The organism is Poseidonocella sp. HB161398 (assembly GCF_005870025.1).
Classification (GTDB): Bacteria; Pseudomonadota; Alphaproteobacteria; order Rhodobacterales; family Rhodobacteraceae; genus Mangrovicoccus.
The window spans coordinates 173,121-190,125 of sequence record NZ_VATA01000007.1 but is presented as its reverse complement, the minus strand read 5'-3'; the positions used below and the strand labels follow the sequence as shown (position 1 = coordinate 190,125).

Sequence of the window (17,005 nt, the reverse complement as noted above, 5' to 3'; positions counted from 1 at the left end):
CGCAGCCATCGACCGGATCGACCAGTGTGTCGCGTCCCGGGGCGTGCTTTCCAGCGTCCTCTTGATGACCTCCGCCACCTGTTCGTCCGAAACCGTGCGTGGACGGCCTTCACGGTATTCATCGGAAAGCCCCTCGAGCCTCTGCTCCGCAAAGCGGCGGCGCCATTTGCCCACCGTGTGCTGGCTGTGGCCGAGTGAGGCGGCGATCTCCTTGTTGGACATCCCTTCGGCGCAGCGCAGGACGATGCGGCAGCGGTCCGAAAGTGATCGGGCCGCCTTGTGCCTGCGAAGCTGGGCTTCGAGGAATGAGCGTTCCTCGTCGCTGAGATCAATTGGAACAGCAACACGGCCACCCATCACATCCTCCCGCATCAGGCAGAATAATGATACAAACTTTAGTTCCAGGTGACTAGTTCGGCGAGGAGACCCCGGGCACCGCGCCGGCGAGGGTCTGCAGGATCTCGATGCCGCTGCCCAGGATGCCCGACGGGGTCTCGCCGCCCTGGAGCATGTCGAGCCCGGCCGTGCCCATCCCGGAGAAGAGGTCGATCATCGTCGGCGAGCTGGCGACCTTGAAATGCTGCAGCGGATCGGAGCGCGCGCCGACCCGGCTGATGTCGATCACCGCGACCGGCAGGTCGGAGAGGCTGCCGGCATCCGTGACCGAGCCCAGCCGCTGCCGCCGCCCGCGCAGCAGCGAGGAGAATTGCAGCGCCCGGTCGCGGTTGGAGACGAAGATGTAGATCGGCACGTCGATATCGCCGAGCGCGCCGACCTGGCTGCGGAAGACGTCGACATCGACATCGGGCGCCATCAGCACGATCGCGGCGAGCTTGCCGAAGAACTGCGGCGCGCCGCGGATCGCCATCTGGCGCAGGGTCTCCATCGTCAGATGCGCGCCCATCGAATGCGCCATCACCACGATCCGGGGCACGCTGCTGCGCGCCGTCTCGTCCAGCGTCGCCGCCAGCCCGTCGCGCGAGACCAGGACGCTTTCGCGGTCATAGGCATAGGCGCTGACATGGGCCGCCGAGGGCCAGCTGAAATGCACCGAGATCGCGCGGTTGCGGAAATCGTGCGAGATCTGCGCGTGGCGGTAGAGCCCTTCGGCGAAATTGGTGTTGAAGCCGTGCACGAAGGCCACCGCCTCGCGGTCCTTGGGCGCGCGGATGGCGGCGCGGGCATTGATCTCGCGGCGGAAGGCGGCGGGGCCGCCGAGCTGGCGGGCCCTGACGGTCAGGAAGTCGGTCTGCGGATCGGGCGGCGCCGAAGTCGGGAAGCGGACCGTGCCGGTCTCGCGGTCGGGCGGCACCGAGACGGCGAAATCGTAGAAGCGCAGCGTGCTGGCGCGGCTGCCCGAGAGCACGCGGCCGTCATCGGTGGGCTCGCGGGTGGTGGCCACCAGGATGTCGCGGACATTGCCGGTCTTGGCGCTGGCGGGATCGACGAAGATCGAGCCGCGCGGCGCGCAGCCTGCCGTGAGCGCCGCGGCCGCGGCCGAGGCCGCGAAGCGCCGCCGCGTGATCTTCGAAGATCTGCCGCTCATCCCAGGCCGTCCCCTTTTCCGCCTGCACCGTCCCGGCCGGTGCGCCGCAAGGGCAGACTTGCCGGAGCGGACCTGCATCGGCAAGAGATTACTCCCGTCTGCGGCGGGACCATGCGCCGCGCGTCCGGGGTAGGGCGATCTGCCGCCTGCGCCCGCCCGCCCGAAGGGATAGTCTGGCCGCGAACACCCAGGAGGTTTTGCGATGACCCGTTCCGTTCCGGCCCTTGCCGGGCTTGCCCTCGTCCTCGGCGGCCTCGCCGGCTGCAGCGACACCCCGCCCGAGACCGGCCCGGCCAATATCGGCCCGGCCGAGCTGGCGCTGTTCGGCGACGGCTATCCCGAGGCGGGCGATCCCTGCCTGCGCGCGGGCGAGACCGCCTATACCAACCAGTATCTCAGCGACGCGGCCGATCTGGTCGCCTGCCCGCCGGGCACCGATGCCGGGCTCTTCACCTACGACACCGGCGGCGCCGTTCTGGCCGAGCACGAGGGCTGGACGCTCTTCACCGTGCCGCGCCGCTAGCGGCGCGCGGCCGCGGAGGGCCCCCCGGGCTGCGCGATCCCCGGTCGGAGCGGCCCTCCGCCCGCATGCGGGCCGCGCGGCCCGGGGGGCGCCGGACGGCTAGGCCACCGTCCTCCAGGCGCGCGCGCGCGAGCTTTCCTGGATGGTCTCGACCAGCGTCTGGATCCGCAGCCCCTTGCGGAAGCCGAAGGGCTCCGCCCCGCCCGAGGCGATGGCGCCGACATAGCCGGCCACCTCGATCGCCTTGAGGTCGTTGAAGCCCAGCTGGTGGCCCGGGGCGACGCAGAACCGGCCATAGGGCGCGTGATCGGGGCCCGCCTCGATCCGGCGGAAGCCGCGGCGGCCGGGTGCGTCGAGGGCGGAGTAGAAATGCAGCTCGGAGAACCGCTCCTGGCTGAAGGCCAGCGCGCCCCTGGTGCCGTAGATCTCGAAATCATGCTGCATCTTGCGCCCGGTGGCGATCCAGTTGCCCTCGACCGAGCCCTGCGCGCCATTGGCGAAACGCAGGAAGGCGCGGCCGATATCGTCGACCTCGACCGGCCGCGTCCCGCCGCGCCCGTCGGGCCGCTCGGGGATCATCGTCACGCAATCGCCCATCACCTCGGTCACGGGCCCCATCAGGTATTCCGCCGTGGCCAGCGCGTGGCTGCCGATATCGGCCAGCGCGCCGCCGCCCGCCGGGTCGTGGCGGAAGCTCCAGGGCGCGGCCGGGTCGGCCATGTAATCCTCGGCATGCAGGCCGCGATAGCCGCGGATCTCGCCCAGCTCGCCCGCCTCGATCATCTCCTTCGCGAGGCCCAGCATCGGGTTGCAGAGATAGTTGAAGCCGACCTGGGTCGTGACGCCCGCCGCCTCCGCCGCCTCGGCCATCTCGCGCGCATCCGACGCCAGGGGCGCCAGCGGCTTCTCGCAATAGACATGCTTGCCCGCGGCGATCGCGGCCAGCGCCATCTCCTTGTGCAGCGCATTCGGCGCGGTGATGTCGATCACGTCGATTTCCGGATCGGCGACCAGGCTGCGCCAGTCGGCCGTGCCCCGGGCGAAGCCGAAGGCGGCGGCAGCCGCGGCGGCGGCCTCTTCGGTGATGTCGGCGACGGTGGCGAGCTCGATCTCCATGGGCAGGTCGAAGACCTTGGGCGCCGAGGCGAAGCCGAAGACATGGGCCTTGCCCATGAAGCCGGTGCCGATCAGGCCGATGCGGAGCTTGGGTTTGGCAGTCATGCCGTGGGTCCTTCAGGCAGAGGCGCGGGCGCGGTTGACCACGAGCGCCGGGTCGATGGTGCCGTCGAGATAGCGCAGCGCGTTCTCGATCGAGGCGAGCGCCATCCGCTCGCTGCATTCGTAGGTCAGCCCCGCGACATGGGGCGACAGGATCGCCGTCCGGCAGCCGGCGAAGGGGCTGCCGCCAGCGGGGGGCTCGTCGTCGAAGACATCGAGCCCGGCGGCCGAGACATGGCCCGAGGCCAGCGCGGCGGCCAGCGCCTCCTCGCAGACGATGCCGCCGCGGGCGGTGTTCGAGATCACGATGCCGGGGCGCATCGCCGCGAATTCCCCGGCGCCCAGGAGCGGGCGGTCGCCGCGCGGGATGTGGATCGTCAGGAACTCGGCCCAGCCCAGCCCCTCCTGCAGGTCGTCGACCGGCGCGACCGGGCCCTCGGGCCAGCCGGCGCGGGCGAGGAAGGGGTCGTAGGCGCGGATCTCCATGCCGAAGCCCCCGGCCATGCGCGCCACGTGCCGGCCGATCCGGCCATAGCCGAGGATCAGCAGGTTCCGCCCCGAGATCTCGCGCGGCTCCAGCCGGTTGCGCCAGCTCCACTCGCCGGGCCCGCGCACCGCGGCATCGCCCTTCAACGCCCGCTTGGCGGCGGCCAGGAGCTGCATCATCGCATGCTCGGCCACCGAGACCGAATTGACGTCGCCGCAGACGGCCAGCGCGATGCCGCGGGCATTGAGTGCGTCGAGATCGACCGAGTCGTAGCCCACCCCGTGGCGCGAGACGACCCTCAGCCGTTCCGCCCTGGCGATGGTCGCCGCCGAGAGCGGCTGGGTGCGGATCACCAGCGCGTCGGCCCCGGCGATCCGTGCCGCGCAGGAGGGTTCGGAGACCTCCTCGACATAGTCCACCTCGACGCCCTCCTGCGCGAGCGCCTGCAGCCGCGCCTCGCCCGAGGGGTGGAGCTTGCCCGCCACCAGCAGCCGCACCATCAGTAGCCCCCCTTAATCGCCGTCACCCTGGCCTTGCCCTCGACGCCCTTGCGCCAGGTCGAGACCGACTGCGCCGCCGCCCCCGCCAGCAGGCGCGTGTCGCCCGAGACCGTGGTCATGTCGAAGCCCCATTCCACCGCGCGGATGGCGTATTCCGCCGTGCCGCAATGGATCGCCGCCTTGATGCCGTTGGCCTTGCAGGCGTCGCGCACCTTCAGGATCGCCTCGATCACCTCGGGCTCCTCGCGGTCGAAGGCCGGGGTCAGGCGGCCCTCGGAAAGCGAGAAGCTCAGATCCGCGGGGCCGATATAGATGCCGTCGAGCCCGGGGGTGGCGGCGATCTCGTCGAGGTTCGACATCGCCTGCGCCGTCTCGATCATCGCCCAGGCGAGGATCTCGCCATTGGCCTCGGCGGCGTAGTTGCCGCCCGCCGGATAGACCGCGCGGGTCGGTCCGAAGCTGCGCACGCCCTGGGGCGGATAGCGCATGTAGCTGACGAATTCCTCGGCCTGCGCGCGGGTGTTGATCATCGGGCAGATGATGCCGTAGGCGCCGGCATCGAGCACCTTCATGATCCAGGCCGGGTCGAGCCAGGGCACGCGCGCCATGATGACCTTCTCGCTGGCGCGCATCGCCATGAACATCGCCAGCACGTCCTCGTAGCCGACCGCGCCGTGCTGGATGTCGATCGAGATCGCGTCATAGTCCTGCGCGGCCATGATCTCGGCGCCGAAGGGGCTGGGCATCGACAGCCAGCCATGCAGCACCGGGCGGCCCTCGGCCCAGATCTCCCTCAGCTTGTTCTTCTTCATCGCCTTGCTCCTTCAGAAAACGATCTGCGCCAGCTTGGTGTCGAGGTAGTCGCCGATCCCCTCGGTCCCGCCCTCGCGGCCCATGCCGGAGAAATTCGTGCCGCCGAACGGCGCCTCGCTGGCGGCCAGCGCATAGGAATTGATGCCGACCATCCCCGCCTTCAGCGCCGCGACGGTGCGGCGGGCACGCTCGGGCGAGCGGGTGAAGGCATAGGCCGAAAGCCCCATCTCCGAGGCATTGGCGCGGGCAAGCACCTCCTCCTCGCCGGAGAAGCGGGTGATCGCCGCGAGCGGCCCGAAGTTCTCCTCGGCGAAGACCTTCATGTTGTCGGTCACGCCGGTCAGCACGGTCGGCTGGAAGAAGAAGCCGGAATTCAGCTCGGCCGGGCGGCCGCCGCCATGAGCCAGCGTCGCGCCCTTCGCGGTCGCGTCCTCGACGATCCCGGCGATCTCGGCCAGGCGGCCGCCATTGATCAGCGGGCCCATGCCGGTGTCGGGGTCGAGCCCGTCGCCCAGCCGGATCTTCGCGGCGCGCTCGACGAAGCCCTCGACGAAGGCGTCATGCAGGCTTTCATGGATGAAGAACCGGTCGGGGGTGACGCAGACCTGGCCGCAATTGGCGTATTTCGTCGGCACGGTGACATCCAGCGCCAGCTCCAGGTCGGCATCGTCATAGACGATGACCGGCGCATTGCCGCCGAGCTCCATCGAGACCTTCTTCACCGTGTCGGCTGCGTCGCGGATCATCTGCTGGCCGACCCGGGTGGAGCCGGTCAGCGACACCTTGCGCACGCGCCTGTCGGCCATGACCGGTCCGTAGGTGGCGGCGGTGGTGCCAACGACCAGGTTCACCGCCCCCTCGGGCAGCCCGCCCGCGCGGCAGCAGTCGACCATCAGCATCGCGATGCCCGGCGTCTGCGACGACGGCCGCAGCACCACGGCGCAGCCCGCCGCCAGCGCCGGAGCGAGCTTGCGCGCGGGCAGGGCCGCGGGGAAGTTCCAGGCGGTGAAGGCGCCGACGATGCCGACGGGCTCGCGCGTGACCTCGAAGCGGCCGCCGGGGACGCGGGACTCGACGATCCGGCCGTAGATGCGCCGCGCCTCTTCCGCGTACCAGCGGAACTGGTCGCAGGCGAGGCCCCATTCCCGCCCCGCCTGGGCGACCGGCTTGCCGGTCTCGGTGGCGATCATCCGCGCCGCCTCGTCGGTGCGGGCCAGCATCGCGTCGGCGATCCGGTGCAGCGCCTCGGCGCGGGCGAAGCCGCCCATCTCGCGCAAGGGGCCCATCGCCCGCTCGGCCGCGTCGATCGCCGCCACCGTGTCGGCGGGCGAGGCCTGCGCGACCCGGCCCAGCACCGCTTCGGTCACCGGCGAGATCACCTCGGCCGCGGCGCCGCCGATCCAGGCGCCATTGATGAAAAGTCCGTAGCTGTCATACATGTCCGTCACCCGATATCGCTGATGGAGACTGTGCGGCCCTCGCGGACCGAGAGAAGCGCCGCTTCGGCGAGGATCAGCGCCTGGCGCCCGTCCTCGAAGCCGACTGCCGGCGCGCGGCCGGCCTCCGCGGCACCGACGAATTCGCCGATCACCGCCGCGAAGGCGTCGTCATAGCGCTCGATGAAGAAATCGAGCAGCGCGGGCGCCTGTCCGGTCGCGCCCGGCCCGGAGAAGCGGGTGTTGTCGAGGGGCTTGTTGTCGGTGGCGATCATGCCGCCCGAGCCGAAGGCCTCCACCCGCTGGTCGTAGCCGTAGACCGCGCGGCGCGAATTGGTGATGACACACTGTTTTCCGCCGGCCGTCGCCATGGTGATGGTGACGGTGTCGTAGTCATCGCAGCGCTCCATCAGTGCCGGATCGACCAGCCGCGACCCGGTGGCCGAGACCGTGGCGATCTCCTCGCCCAGGAAATAGCGCGCCAGGTCGAAATCGTGGATCGTCATGTCGCGGAAGATGCCGCCCGAGACCTCGATATAGGCGGCGGGCGCCAGGCCGGGATCGCGCGAGGTGATGGCGAGCTGGTGCAGATCGCCGATCCGGCCCGCTTCGATCGCGGCCTTCACCGCGCGGTGGCCGGTGTCGAAGCGGCGCACGAAGCCCAGCATCACCGGCACCGGGCTGCCCGCGATCTTCGCCGCGCAGGTCTCCACCCGCTCCAGCGACAGGTCGATGGGCTTCTCGCAGAGCACGGGCTTGCCCGCGGCCACGCCCATCTCGATGAAATCCGCGTGAGTCGCCGTCGAGGAGGCGATCAGCAGCGCGTCCACCGCCTCCGACGCGACGGCCTCTTCGGCCGAGGCGAATTTCACTGTCCCGAGAGCCGTCGCAATTTCCGTTGCAGCGGCGTCGTTGACGTCGAATACTCCGGCCAGCGCCGCCCGCGGATGCAGGGCGATGTTGGCAGCATGCATGCGGCCGATACGGCCCACGCCGAGCACTGCTATTCTCAGCATGTTCTCCTCCCAAATTCTTCTGCAATGTTTGTTGCAGACCTATTGCGGTGTCAATGGGCATTTCATATGCTGGCGGCAAATCAGAGGAGGAGATGACATGACCCGGGACACCGTGCGGCTGACCATGGCGCAGGCCCTGGTGCGCTACCTGTGCAATCAGTTCACCGAGATCGACGGCGAGCGCGTGCCGCTCTTCGCCGGTCTTTTCGGCATTTTCGGCCATGGCAACGTGACCTGCCTTTCCGAGGCGCTGGAGCAGGTGCAGGACCGGCTGCCGACCTGGCGCGGCCAGAACGAGCAGTCGATGGCGCTGGCCGCGATCGGCTTCGCCAAGGCCAAGCGGCGGCGGCAGATCATGATCGCGGCGACCTCGATCGGGCCGGGCGCGGCCAATATGGTGACGGCGGCGGGCACGGCGATGGCGAACCGCCTGCCGGTGCTGCTGCTGGCGGGGGACACCTTCGCCAACCGCCTGCCGGATCCGGTGCTGCAGCAGGTGGAGCATTTCGGCGACCCGACCATGACGGTCAATGACGCGTTCAAGCCGGTGGTGCGCTACTGGGACCGGATCACGCTGCCCGAGCAGATCATCACCTCTCTGCCGCAGGCGGTGGCGACGATGCTGGATCCCGCGACCTGCGGCCCGGCCTTCATCGGGCTGGCGCAGGACACGCAGGAAAAGGCCTTCGACTACCCCGAGGTCTTCTTCGACCCGAAGGTCTGGCACATCCCGCGGCCGCGCCCCGACCGCCAGGCCGTCGAGGCGGCCGCCGGGATCCTGCGCAACGCCTCGAAGCCCCTGATCATCGCCGGCGGCGGCGTGCGCTATTCGCTGGCCGAGGAGGCGGTGGCCGAGTTCGCGGCGAAGCGCGGCATCCCGGTGGTGGAGACCATCGCCGGGAAGGGCGGGCTGACCCATGACCACCCGGTCCATGCCGGCCCGATCGGCATCGTCGGCTCGACCTCGGCCAATGCGCTGGCGGCCGAGGCGGACGTGATCCTCGCCATCGGCACGCGGCTGCAGGATTTCACCACCGGGTCGTGGACGGCGTTTTCCAAGGACGCGCAATTCGTCTCGGTCAATGCCGCGCGCTTCGATGCGGTCAAGCACCGCGCGCATGCGGTGGTCGGCGACGCGCTGGAGACGGTGGGCGAGCTCGACGCGGCGCTCGGCAACTGGACGGCCCCGGCGGATCTGATGCCGAAGGCCAGGGCGCTCTTCGCCAAGTGGAACGACACGCTGGAGGAGCACCAGGCGCCCACCAACACGCCGGTGCCCTCCTATGCGCAGGTGATCGGCGTGCTGAACAAATGCGCCCGGCCCGAGGACACGCTGATCGGCGCGGCCGGCGGCACGCCGGGGGAGATCACCAAGAACTGGAAGGTGAAGACCCCCAACAGCTTCGACTGCGAATTCGGCTTCTCCTGCATGGGCTACGAGATCGCGGCCGGCTGGGGCTGCGCCATGGCGCAGGAGGGGCCCGGCGGGCTCGGCGGCACGCCGATCGTCATGCTGGGCGACGGCACTTACATGATGATGAATTCCGACATCTATTCGGCGGCACTGACCGGCCACAAGATGATCGTCGTGGTCTGCGACAATGGCGGCTACGCGGTCATCAACCGGCTGCAGCAGTTCAAGGGCGTGCCGGGCTTCAACAACCTGCTGACCGACTGCCGGGTGCAGACCCCCGAAAATCCGCTGCATGTCGATTTCGCGAAGCACGCCGAGGCGATGGGCGCGAAGGCGCGGCACTGCGAGAGCCTCGCCGATCTGGAGGCGGCGATGGAATGGGCGCAGGGCAATGACGGGCCGACGGTGCTCAGCATCGTCTCGGACGCCTTCGCCTGGGTGCCGGGCGATGCCGACTGGGATGTCGGCGTGCCGGAGATTTCGGAATTCGAGACCGTGCGCGCGGCGCGCGCGGACCAGGATGCGATCCGCGCCAGGCAGCGGGTGGGAGTGTGATCACAATGGAAGCGAAACTTGGCATTGCCCCCATCGCCTGGTGGAATGATGATTTGGAGGAGCTGTCGGACGACGTCTCGCTCGAGGAATGCCTGCGCCAGGCCGCGGAGGCGGGCTTCACCGGGATGGAGACCGGACGCCGCTTCCCGATGGACATGGCCGAGCTCGGCCCGGTACTGGCGCGCCACGGCATCTCGGTCTGCGGCGGCTGGTTCTCGGGCCTGCTGCTCGACGGCGATCTCGAGGCGGAGAAGGACCGCGTCGCGGCGCAGCTCGAGTTCTTCGTCGCGGCCGGCGCGCCCTGCCTCGTCTATGGCGAGACCGCGCGCTCGATCCAGGGGGTGCTCTCGGCGCCGCTTGCGGGCAAGCCGAAGCTCTCCGAGGCGGAGATCGCCGCCTATGGCCGCAAGATCAGCGATTTCGCCGACTGGTGCGCGGGGCAGGGCATGCCGCTGTCGTACCACCACCACATGGCGGCGGCGATCGAGACCGAGGCCGAGCTGGACCTCCTGATGCAGCACTCCTCGGTGCCGCTCCTCTTCGACGCGGGCCACCTGGCCTTTGCCGGCGGCGATCTCTTTGCGGTGATCGACAAGCACCATGCCCGCATCAACCATGTCCATGTGAAGGACGTCCGGATGCCGGTGATCGACGCGCTCGACCGCAGCCGCGAGAGCTTCCTCGACGCGGTGGTGAAGGGCGCCTTCACCGTCCCGGGCGACGGGTCGCTCGATTTCGAGGCGATCGTCAAGGCACTGGCGGCAAAGGGCTACGAGGGCTGGTTCGTGGTCGAGGCCGAGCAGGATCCGAAGGCCAATCCGCCGCTGGAGATGGCGAAGAAGGGCCATGCGGAGCTTCTGCGGGTGATGGCGGCGGCGGGCTACACCGTGGCCGGGACGGTGGCTGCATGAACCGGCTCGACGGAAAGATCGCGGTTGTCACCGGCGGCACCCAGGGGCTGGGCGCCGAGATCGCCCGGCTCTTCGCCAGGGCCGGGGCGGCGGGCATCGTCATCTGCGGCCGCGGCGCCGAAAAGGGCCGCAAGGTCGCTGCCGGGATCGCCGCGGAGACCGGCACGCCGGTCGAGTTCGCCGCGGCCGATCTGGGCGTGGTCGAGGAGGCGCGCGGCGTGATCCGCGCCGCCGAGCTGGCCTTCGGGCGGGTCGACGTGCTGGTCAACGCCGCCGGGCTGACCGAGCGGGGCAACCTGCTGAACACCACGCCCGAGCTCTTCGACCGGATGTTCGCGGTCAATGCCCGCGGCCCGTTCTTCCTGATGCAGGAGGCCGCGCGGCTGATGATCCGCGAGGGCATCGCGGGCAGCATCGTCAATATCGGCTCGGTCTCGGAACTGGCCGGGCAGCCCTTCATCTCGCCCTATGTCGCTTCGAAGGGGGCGCTGGCGTCGCTGACGCGCAACTCGGCCTTCGCGCTGATGCGCAACCGCATCCGGGTGAACCAGCTGGATATCGGCTGGATGGCCTCGGATAACGAGAAGGCGCTGCAGGCGGCGGAGCGCGGCGATCCTGACTGGCTGGAGAAGGTCGCGGCCGGGATGCCCTTCGGGCGGCTGCTCGATCCGGCGGAGGTGGCGCGCGCGGTGCTGTTCCTGGCCTCGGAGGATAGCGGCATGATGACCGGCGCGGTGATCCCCTTCGACCAGTCGGTCTGGGGCGGCTTCGCCGGGGCGGCGCCCACGCCCGACGGGCCGCTGGAACCCTGAGATACGGACCATCAAGGGACCGGGGTCTGCCTGGCGCAGTTCGCGGCCGATGCGCCGCCCTGCGACAGCTTGCCCGGACTCGCGGCCTGGGCGGCGGGCAAGGGCTTCAAGGGGGGCAGATCCCCAGCTGGGACCGGGGGCTGGTCGATATCGCGCTAGCCGCCGAAAGCGACGCCTATTGCAGTGAGCTTCCCGGCACGCTCGCCGGGCACGGGCTCGAGCGGATCGAGTCCGCCTCGCATGTCACCGGGCAGCGCGTCGCCGTCCATCCCGCGCATGACCGGATCAGGGACAGCTTCGCCCCCTAACCGGTCCGCGGCAACCCGGCGGCGCGCCTGGGCGGAGCAGCAGCTCCGGCTGATCGCGCGGGCCTCGCGGCCGCTGGGGCTGGGGACGCATGCCAGCTTCTCCGGCGCGCTGCTCTACCCCTATCCGCAATGGCCCGAGGGGCTGGTGGAGGAGGGCTTTGCCGAGCTCGCCGCGCGCTGCCGGCCGATCCTCGACGATTTCGACGCCCATGGGGTCGATCTGTGCTACGAGATCTACCCTCGCGAGGACCTGCATGACGGCCATAGCTGGGAAATGTGCCTGGCGCGCGTCTGCCACCCCCCGCGCGCCTGCCTGATATACGATCCCGGCCATGTCGTGCTGCAGGCGCTCGACTATGTCGCCTTCATCGACCACTGCCACGACCGGATCCGCGCCTTCCATGTCAAGGACGCGGAGTTTCGGCGCCTATGGCGGCTTCCAGCCCTGGGCAAAGCGCGCGGGCCGGTGCCGCAGCCCCAGCGACGGCCAGGTCGATTTCGGCGCCATCTTCACCCGGCTGGCAACCCATGGGTAAGCAGGCTGGGCAGTGCTGGAATGGGAATTCTTCCTGAAGACCCCCGAGGACGGGGCCAGCGAAGGCGCGCGCTTCATCGCGGAGCACATCATCCGCGCCTTGGACGATTTCGTGAAATCCGGCGCCGACCGCGCCGCCAATCGGGCCATGCCCAGCCTGGAGTGTCCCCCATGAGCCATCGACGACCGCTCCGCCTCGGCATGATCGGGGGCGGCGAGGGGCCTATATCGGCATTATCCACCTGCTGGCCGTGCGGCTCGACGGGCACTGGGTGCTGACGTCGGGCGCCTTCGACGCCGATCCGGGCAGGGCCCGTGCCTTTGCCGCGACCCAGGGGCTCGACCCGGCGCGCAGCTATGGCAGCGCCGCGGAGCTGATCGCGGGCGAGCGAGACGGCGCGGACCGGGTGGAGGCAGTGGCGATCTGCACGCCGAATGCCACCCATTCCCCGATCGCCCGGGCGCTGATCGAGGCGGGGTTCGACGTGATCTGCGAGAAGCCGCTGACCGTCAGTATGGAAGATGCTGCCGAATTTCTGCGTATCGTCCAGAAAGCCGGACGGTTCGTCGGCGTGACATACACCGATTGCGGCGATCCGCTGGTCCACGAGGCCCGCCCGCGCATCGCGGCGGGCGCGCTGGGGCGATCCGCACGGTGCAGGCGCAATACCCGCTGGAATGGTTGGCCGCGCCGATCGAGGCCGCGGGCAATGCTTAGGCCGCCTGGCGCACCGATCCGGCGCAGAATGGCCGCCGCGGAGCGATCGGCGATATCGGCCCCCATGCCTGCCATCTGGCGGGCTTCGTCACCGGGCTGCGGCTGGGGAGCCTGACCGCCGATCTGGCCGCCTTTGTGCCGGGGCGGGTTCTCGACGGCAATGCCCATGTGCTCCTGCGCGGCGAGGGCGGGCGCGCGGGATCCTGTGGTCGAGCCCGGCCGCGATCGGCAATTCCAACGGCATCCGCCTGCGGGTCTTCGGCGAGACCGGCGCGCTGGAATGGGCGCAGGAGGCGCCGAAAGAGCTGGTCCACGCCCGGCTCGACGGCCAGCTGCAGATCATCAGGCGCGGCGCGGCGGAGCTTTCGGAGGCGGCACGGGTGCGCACCCGCACCCCGCCGGGCCATCCCGAGGCCTTCGCCAATCTCCATGCGGGCTTCGCCGAGGCGAACCGCGCCCGCGCCGGGGGCGATCGGGCGGGACCTGCCGATGGCGGCGGACGGGCTGAAGGGCGTGGCCTTCGCCGAGGCGGTGGCCGGCAGCCACGAGAGCCCGTCCCGGCCCTGGATCACCCCGGTCGCGGTCTGGCCGGCGGAGGCAAAAGGCCCCGCGGCCAGGGAAGCCGCGGGGCGGACCGGCCGTCCCGGGGGGACTTGGCCCGGGGGCCGAAGGGGATCAGTAGGGGCTGTCGGGGAAGTAGTACTCGGCCGCGTTCTCGGCGGTGATCAGCGGGCTGTCCAGCACGTAGCGGCCCTTGACCGGCGCCTGGGTGGCATAGCGCATCGCGGTGACCTGGATCGCCGGGACGATCAGCGTCGGCGGATAGAAGATGTCGGCATCGATCAGCGGATCGCCGTCCATCACCATCTTGATGACCCGGTTCATGCCCGAGCCGCCCAGCAGCTTCATCTCGCCCTGCCGGCCGGCCTGCTCGATCGCGGCCTTGGCGCCGAGCGCGGCATCGTCGTCCCCGGCCCAGACCCCGTCGATCTGCGGGAACCGCGTCAGGTAGTCCTGCATCACCTCGAAGCCCTTGTCGGGGTTCCAGTTGGCGTATTGCATGTCGAGGATCTCGATCCCCGAACCCTCCAGCGTCTTCTGGAAGGCCTCGATGCGGATATTGTCGATCGCCGTCGGGATGCCGCGCATCACCGCGATCTTGCCGCCCTGGGGCAGCTTGCCCTTGAAGTACTCCGCCGCCACCACCGCGTATTGCGGGTTGTTGCCGCCGACATAGAGGTCCTCGACCCCCTCCTCCGAAAGGCCGCGGTCGACGGCGGTGATGAAGGTGCCCTTCGACTTGGCGAATTTCACCGGCTCGGTCAGCGGGTCGCTTTCCATCGGCAGGATCACCAGCGCGTCGATGCCGCGCGCCGAGAGGTCCTCGATGTTGTTGACCTGGGACTGCACGTCGCCTGCGGTGGTCAGCAGGAATTCGAGCTGCGGGAAGGCGGCCTCCATCGCGGCGATGGTGCGCTCCGTGTGGTAGTTCAGCCCGCCGGTCCAGCCATGGGTCGCGGCCGGGATGGCGATGCCGATCCGGGCCTTGTCATCGGCGTCCTGCGCCCGGACGGGTCCGGTGGCGGCTGCCAGGCCGGTTCCGGCCGCCGCGGCCAGGAGGCTGCGTCGCGTGATGGTCATGAGGTCTCCTCCCTCTTGGGTTCGGGGTCAGCCGCGCTTCCGCTGCAGGAAGACGGCAATCACGATGATCGCGCCCTGGAAGGCGCCGTTCAGATGCGGGCTGACGAAATCCGTCAGGTTGAGGATGTTCGAGACGAGCCCGAGGATCAGCACCCCGGCCACCGTGCCCCAGACCCGGCCATGCCCGCCCGAGAGCGCAGTGCCGCCGATGATCACCGCGGCGATCGCCTCGAGCTCCCAGAGCATGCCGGTCGAGGGGGTGACGGCGCCGAGCCGCGGCACGTAGATCAGCGTCGCCAGCCCGACGCAGACGCCCTGCAGCACGTAGGTGGCCATGCGGATGCGGTCGACCGGGATCGCCGAGTAGCGCGCGACATCGGCATTTGAGCCGATCGCGGTGACATGGCGGCCGAAGCGGAAGCGCGACATCGCGATCTCGGCGGCGATGGCGACGAGCGCGAAGACCAGGACCGGGACCGGGATGCCGAGGACCGTGCCGTAATAGAGCGGCCGGCCGACGCCGCGCAGCGCGAAATCGAGCGAGATCGAGCCGCCATCGGCCAGCCAGGTCACCAGCGAGCGCATGATCCCCATCGTGCCGAGCGTGACGATGAAGGCCTCGACCCGGCCCTTGACCACCAGCGTGCCGTTGACCGCGCCCGCCCCGGCGCCGACGGCCAGCGCGGCGGCCAGCCCGAGGATCGCGGCAGGCAGCGCGGGCAGGATCCCGGCCAGTCCGTTCATCGCCAGGATCGACAGCCCCGCGGTGAAGGCCGCCATCGCGCCGACCGACAGGTCGAGCCCGCGCGCGGTGATGACGAAGGTCGCGCCGATGGCGATGATGCCGATGATGGAGGAGCGCGTCAGCACGTTCATCAGGTTCTCGGCGCTCAAAAAGGCGGGGCTGGCCAGCATGCCCAGCACGGCAAGGAGCGCCAGCGCCAGCAGCGGGCCCAGCCGCGCGGCCAGGCGGCGGGCGCCCGCGAGGGCGGGCAGGACGGGGGTGTCGGCGGCGAGGCTCATGCGGCGTGCTCCTTCTGCGGCTCCAGGCCCAGCCCGAGGCGGAGGATCTCCTCCTCGGTGACCTGTCCACCGGCGGGCTGCTCGAGGATCCCGGCGACGCGGCCGCGATCCATGACCAGGATGCGATGGGCGAGGCCGATCAGCTCCGGCATCTCCGAGGAGATGACGGCGACCGCGGTGCCTGCCGCGGCCAGATCGGCGATGATGCGGTAGATTTGCGCCTTGGCGCCGATATCGACCCCGCGGGTCGGCTCGTCGAAAAGCACGATGCGCGGCGCGGGGGCCAGGGTCTTGGCGATCAGCAGCTTCTGCTGGTTGCCACCCGAGAGCTGCCCGGCGCGGGTGCCGGCGCGTCCGGCGCGGATGTCGAAGCGGCGGCGGGCCTTCTCCCAGGCGGTGCGCTCGGCCGCGCGGTCGAGCCGTGCGCCGCCCGAGAGTGCGCCGGTCGTCAGCGCCAGGTTCACCGCCATGTCCGCCCCGAGCAGGAGCCCGCGCGCCTTGCGGTCCTCGGTCAGGTAGGCGATGCCCAGCCGCCAGGCCTCGCGCGCCGAGGGCAGGGGCCGGGCCCGGCCGTCGAGGACGAACTGCCGGGCGGTGGCGGGGCGCAGCCCGGCGATCGCCTCGGCCATCTCGGTGCGGCCCGAGCCCACCAGCCCGGCGATCCCCAGCACCTCGCCCGGGCGCAGCGCGAAGCCCGCGTCCCTGACCGGCGCGCCGGTCGCGCGCGGCACGTCGAGCCCGGCGATCTCAAGGACCGGCGGGGCGGCGGGGCGGGGCGCGCGCGGCGGGAAGAGGTCGCTCATCTCGCGCCCGACCATGGCCGAGGCGATGCGGTGCTCGCTCGTCGCCGCGACCGGCTGGTCGAGGGTGATCTGCCCGTCGCGCAGCACCGCCACCCGGCCGCCGATCTCGCGCATCTCGTCGAGCCGGTGGGAGGTGAAGATGACCGCGCCGCCCGCCTCGGTGAAGGCGCGGATGCGCCGGAAGAGCGCCGCGGCGCCGTCGCGCCCGAGCACGGCAGTCGGCTCGTCCATCAGCAGGAGCCGCGCCTCGCCGGCGAAGGCGCGGGCCAGCTCGGTGATCTGCCAGGCGGCGACCGGCAGGTCGCGCAGCAGCGCCCCGGGCGGCAGCGCGGCGTCGAGCAGCGCCAGCGCCTCCTCGGCCTGGCGGTGCATCCGGCGGCGGTCGAGCATGCCGAAGCGGCGCGGCTCGCGGCCCAGGTGGATGTTCTCGGCGACGCTCATGTCGGGGATCAGCGCGAATTCCTGGTGGACGAGCGTGATGCCCGCCGCCTCGGTCCCGCGCTGGTCCGCGGGCAGCGGCGCGCCCCGCCAGCGGACCCGGCCCGCCGCGGGCGCGAGATAGCCGCCGATGATCTTCATCAGGGTCGACTTGCCCGCGCCGTTCTCGCCGGCCAGCCCCAGCACCTCGCCCGCGGCGAGGCTGAGGGACACGTTCTGCAATACCTGGCTCCTGCCGAACGCGTGGCCGATGCCATCGAGCGCCAGCAGCGGCTCTCCCCCCGGATTCTCCATTCCGTCCTCCCTCT

The 17,005-nt window shown here is 70.5% G+C and carries 17 protein-coding genes and 1 pseudogene; 8 read left to right on the top strand and 10 right to left on the bottom strand.

Annotated elements, in window-relative coordinates; translation table 11 throughout:
- A partial coding sequence (locus FGX59_RS08425; protein ID WP_171060563.1) for a helix-turn-helix domain-containing protein occupies nucleotides 1-357 on the bottom strand: 357 nt, incomplete at its 3' end.
- Nucleotides 358-409: 52 nt separating this feature from the next.
- Nucleotides 410-1,546: an alpha/beta hydrolase gene (locus tag FGX59_RS08420; RefSeq protein WP_138466078.1), complete on the bottom strand. Its 1,137-nt coding sequence runs from the start codon at nucleotides 1,544-1,546 to the stop codon at nucleotides 410-412.
- 202 nt (nucleotides 1,547-1,748) lie between these two features.
- Here FGX59_RS08420 and FGX59_RS08415 point away from each other — a divergent pair, with 202 nt between their 5' ends.
- Nucleotides 1,749-2,069, top strand: a complete 321-nt coding sequence (locus FGX59_RS08415) for a hypothetical protein (protein ID WP_138466077.1) — start codon at nucleotides 1,749-1,751, stop codon at nucleotides 2,067-2,069.
- A 99-nt stretch (nucleotides 2,070-2,168) separates the two neighbouring features.
- Here FGX59_RS08415 and FGX59_RS08410 read toward each other — a convergent pair whose 3' ends face one another.
- From FGX59_RS08410 to iolG, 5 genes are read right to left on the bottom strand one after another with little or no spacing between them, the layout of a single operon-like run.
- Complete coding sequence (locus tag FGX59_RS08410) at nucleotides 2,169-3,290, bottom strand: Gfo/Idh/MocA family protein (RefSeq protein ID WP_138466076.1); 1,122 nt, start codon at nucleotides 3,288-3,290, stop codon at nucleotides 2,169-2,171.
- A gap of 12 nt (nucleotides 3,291-3,302) precedes the next feature.
- Entirely contained in the window at nucleotides 3,303-4,274 is a 972-nt protein-coding gene (locus tag FGX59_RS08405; RefSeq protein WP_138466075.1) for a hydroxyacid dehydrogenase, read from the bottom strand.
- Nucleotides 4,274-5,086 carry an HpcH/HpaI aldolase/citrate lyase family protein gene (locus FGX59_RS08400; protein WP_138466074.1) on the bottom strand — a complete coding sequence of 271 codons (813 nt, stop codon included), beginning with the start codon at nucleotides 5,084-5,086 and terminating at the stop codon, nucleotides 4,274-4,276. The genes FGX59_RS08405 and FGX59_RS08400 overlap by 1 nt, the downstream gene beginning before the upstream one ends.
- Before the next feature lie 12 nt (nucleotides 5,087-5,098).
- Nucleotides 5,099-6,526: an NAD-dependent succinate-semialdehyde dehydrogenase gene (locus tag FGX59_RS08395; protein WP_138466073.1), complete on the bottom strand. Its 1,428-nt coding sequence runs from the start codon at nucleotides 6,524-6,526 to the stop codon at nucleotides 5,099-5,101.
- A 5-nt stretch (nucleotides 6,527-6,531) separates the two neighbouring features.
- On the bottom strand, nucleotides 6,532-7,539 hold the full coding sequence (gene iolG, locus FGX59_RS08390) for an inositol 2-dehydrogenase (protein ID WP_138466072.1): 1,008 nt from the start codon (nucleotides 7,537-7,539) through the stop codon (nucleotides 6,532-6,534).
- A gap of 97 nt (nucleotides 7,540-7,636) precedes the next feature.
- Between iolG and iolD the strand changes: the two genes are divergently transcribed.
- The 7 genes and pseudogenes from iolD to FGX59_RS38635 all read left to right on the top strand — a co-directional run bounded on the left by iolD (nucleotide 7,637) and on the right by FGX59_RS38635 (nucleotide 12,907).
- Complete coding sequence (iolD, locus tag FGX59_RS08385) at nucleotides 7,637-9,508, top strand: 3D-(3,5/4)-trihydroxycyclohexane-1,2-dione acylhydrolase (decyclizing) (RefSeq protein WP_138466071.1); 1,872 nt, start codon at nucleotides 7,637-7,639, stop codon at nucleotides 9,506-9,508.
- A gap of 5 nt (nucleotides 9,509-9,513) precedes the next feature.
- Nucleotides 9,514-10,419: a myo-inosose-2 dehydratase gene (gene iolE / locus FGX59_RS08380; protein ID WP_138466070.1), complete on the top strand. Its 906-nt coding sequence runs from the start codon at nucleotides 9,514-9,516 to the stop codon at nucleotides 10,417-10,419.
- Nucleotides 10,416-11,231, top strand: a complete 816-nt coding sequence (locus FGX59_RS08375; protein WP_138466069.1) for an SDR family oxidoreductase — start codon at nucleotides 10,416-10,418, stop codon at nucleotides 11,229-11,231. The genes iolE and FGX59_RS08375 overlap by 4 nt, the downstream gene beginning before the upstream one ends.
- A 240-nt stretch (nucleotides 11,232-11,471) precedes the next feature.
- Nucleotides 11,472-11,903, top strand: a pseudogene (locus tag FGX59_RS39640) (sugar phosphate isomerase/epimerase family protein); the annotation flags it as partial.
- Between the two features lie 37 nt (nucleotides 11,904-11,940).
- Nucleotides 11,941-12,075 (top strand): hypothetical protein, encoded by a 135-nt coding sequence (locus FGX59_RS39635; RefSeq protein ID WP_370295891.1) that lies wholly within the window; start codon nucleotides 11,941-11,943, stop codon nucleotides 12,073-12,075.
- Between the two features lie 12 nt (nucleotides 12,076-12,087).
- A complete protein-coding gene (locus FGX59_RS39630; protein WP_370295890.1) occupies nucleotides 12,088-12,249 on the top strand; it encodes a hypothetical protein in 162 nt (53 codons plus the stop codon).
- A 76-nt stretch (nucleotides 12,250-12,325) separates the two neighbouring features.
- Nucleotides 12,326-12,907, top strand: a complete 582-nt coding sequence (locus FGX59_RS38635; protein ID WP_370295885.1) for a Gfo/Idh/MocA family protein — start codon at nucleotides 12,326-12,328, stop codon at nucleotides 12,905-12,907.
- Nucleotides 12,908-13,467: 560 nt separating this feature from the next.
- Here the strand turns inward: FGX59_RS38635 and FGX59_RS08360 are convergent.
- The 3 genes from FGX59_RS08360 to FGX59_RS08350 form a co-directional block, all read right to left on the bottom strand.
- Nucleotides 13,468-14,433, bottom strand: coding sequence for a substrate-binding domain-containing protein (locus FGX59_RS08360; RefSeq protein WP_138466068.1), 966 nt, complete (start codon nucleotides 14,431-14,433; stop codon nucleotides 13,468-13,470).
- 27 nt (nucleotides 14,434-14,460) lie between these two features.
- Nucleotides 14,461-15,348, bottom strand: coding sequence for an ABC transporter permease (locus FGX59_RS08355; RefSeq protein ID WP_240722325.1), 888 nt, complete (start codon nucleotides 15,346-15,348; stop codon nucleotides 14,461-14,463).
- A 104-nt stretch (nucleotides 15,349-15,452) separates the two neighbouring features.
- Nucleotides 15,453-16,991, bottom strand: a complete 1,539-nt coding sequence (locus tag FGX59_RS08350; protein WP_138466066.1) for a sugar ABC transporter ATP-binding protein — start codon at nucleotides 16,989-16,991, stop codon at nucleotides 15,453-15,455.
- Nucleotides 16,992-17,005 lie beyond the last annotated feature (14 nt).